The organism is Sulfurimonas sp. (assembly GCF_016744025.1).
Taxonomy (GTDB): domain Bacteria; phylum Campylobacterota; class Campylobacteria; order Campylobacterales; family Sulfurimonadaceae; genus Sulfurimonas.
The window spans coordinates 1-1,995 of sequence record NZ_JADGFC010000237.1 but is presented as its reverse complement, the minus strand read 5'-3'; the positions used below and the strand labels follow the sequence as shown (position 1 = coordinate 1,995).

Genomic DNA, 1,995 nt, shown 5'->3' with positions numbered 1-1,995 from the left:
GATAAATCAATATCTATGTAAAGAAGCGCAATTTTCACTTAAAAATGTAAAATCATTTAATAATTCTCTTATAAATATTTTTGAAAATAAAATCGAATCATTTTTTCAAATGTATAAATTAAGACCACAAAAGAGTCAAAAGGTACTAAAGATATTTGCCTATGATTCATTACTTATAAACCAATACTTTAAACAAAGTAAAAATCAAAAAATGACCTACTTAAGTAGAAATTTTCACTTCAAATCAGACTTTAAAAAGTTACTTGGATATTCACATCCAGCCTGTGAACTAATACAGTTAATATTTAATGGCAAGGAAGTAGAGATGATGCTGGATTTAAATGAGGTTTTTACCAAAACGGTCTACTCCCGTATAAAAAAAGAGTCGGATAAAAATGTAACTCTAGATGCTCCATATATTCACATAGATCAAAATGGTATACGCACAAGACTATACCCTAGATGGAAACATGTGGATCCAAAAAATTTAAAACAAAGGCACAAAGATATAGATGAGGGACTAAAACAACTTAATGACAAAGATATAGATCAATGCTATCTTATCTATCCTAAAACAGATTCATTTAAGCGCCATATTATGGTTAAAGGAGAATCATCTCAACATCTTAAGATGATTCCATATTCATTTACATTTTGTAACAGGGAGAAAAAATCATGTCAAAAATAGGACTATTTTATGCAAGCTCAACTGGTAACACAGAGAGTGTAGCAAAAACAATAAAAGAAAAAATCACTCAAGTTGATGTAGATTTTCACGACGTAAGTTCTTGTTCTAAAGACGCAATGATAGAGTATGATTTTATAATCATGGGAATATCTACATGGGGAGATGGTGATCTTCAAGATGATTGGGAAGATTATTTCTCAAACGTATCAAAAATTGACTTCTCTACTAAAACAGTAGCACTATTTGGTCTTGGAGACCAAGAAGAATATCCTGATACTTATCTAGATGCTATGGGAACTTTATACACAGAACTAATGAACAATAGTGCTACTGTAGTTGGTTCATGGCCTACAGATGGTTATGAGCATGATGAATCAACAGCAATTATAGATGGTGAGTTTGTAGGTCTTGCACTTGATGAAGACAATCAAGATGATTTAACAGATACTCGTATCGACTCTTGGATAGAACAAATCTCTCCATACTTTATAAAATAAGTTATTTTTAAAATCCAGATGCAAAGGCATTTGGGTTTGATATATGGATGGAAATAAAATGAGTATAGAAAAACTAAACGAATGTATAAAAAGCAAAAAAGCAAATCATTCAAGATCTAGAGAAGTTATTTATAATCTACTATTAAATAGTAACGAGTGTCTTAGTGTTTCGCAGATAACAAAAGAGTTATCTCAAACATATCCGAAAAAACTTTCTCTAAACTCACTTTATAGGCATTTAAATTTTTTCATTGAGTCTGAACTTGTAATAGTTATTCAAGATGATTATAAAAGAGCGTACTATCATTTAAAAGAGAATAATCCTATGTTTTTTAATATTTGTACAAACTGTACTAATATTAAAAAATTAGATTATAAAGAGATATCGGCATCTTCTGAGTTCATAGATGCGGAGTTTATAACAATACATAAGAAATGCGAGAAGTGTAAACAAAAGTAAAATGATAATCGTTACCATTTTAAACAAAAAATAAGAATTTTAATATATAATTTTGATATTGATTTTCAAAACTCTAATCATAAAGGTAAATTATGAAAAAAATGTTAACAATAAGTTTAGTAACTGCAATGGCACTTAGTACGTCTGTATTTGCAGAAGATATGAAAAAAGCTAATAGCATAAATGAAATGTTCAGTAATGGCTCAGTAAGTGGTGATTTAGTTGTATATGGTGAGCAACAAAACAATAGTGGAACTACTGACGATGCAGGTTTTACAATGAACTCTGTTGGACTAGCTTATGAAACTGCAGAGTTTAATGGTTTTAAATCTTCTTTAGGTTTTAGAGCA

Annotated in this window: 4 protein-coding genes; all 4 read left to right on the top strand. The window is 29.6% G+C overall.

From position 1 onward, the window contains the following. On the top strand, positions 1-688 hold a 688-nt coding region (locus QZZ48_RS15630), incomplete at its 5' end, for a hypothetical protein (protein WP_294967182.1). After that, positions 676-1,185 (top strand): flavodoxin, encoded by a 510-nt coding sequence (locus tag QZZ48_RS15625; protein WP_294967181.1) that lies wholly within the window; start codon positions 676-678, stop codon positions 1,183-1,185. The genes QZZ48_RS15630 and QZZ48_RS15625, both read left to right, overlap by 13 nt. Before the next feature lie 58 nt (positions 1,186-1,243). Further along, the gene (locus QZZ48_RS15620) at positions 1,244-1,645 is read left to right on the top strand and encodes a transcriptional repressor (protein WP_294967180.1); all 402 of its coding nucleotides are present in this window, start codon (positions 1,244-1,246) and stop codon (positions 1,643-1,645) included. Between the two features lie 92 nt (positions 1,646-1,737). Beyond that, on the top strand, positions 1,738-1,995 hold a 258-nt coding region (locus tag QZZ48_RS15615; protein ID WP_294967179.1), incomplete at its 3' end, for a hypothetical protein.

Bases quoted from the DNA above. Each gene is read 5' to 3' on its own strand.
- QZZ48_RS15620 (WP_294967180.1), top strand. From the start codon at position 1,244: ATGAGTATAGAAAAACTAAACGAATGTATAAAAAGCAAAAAAGCAAAT.
- QZZ48_RS15625 (WP_294967181.1), top strand. From the start codon at position 676: ATGTCAAAAATAGGACTATTTTATGCAAGCTCAACTGGTAACACAGAG.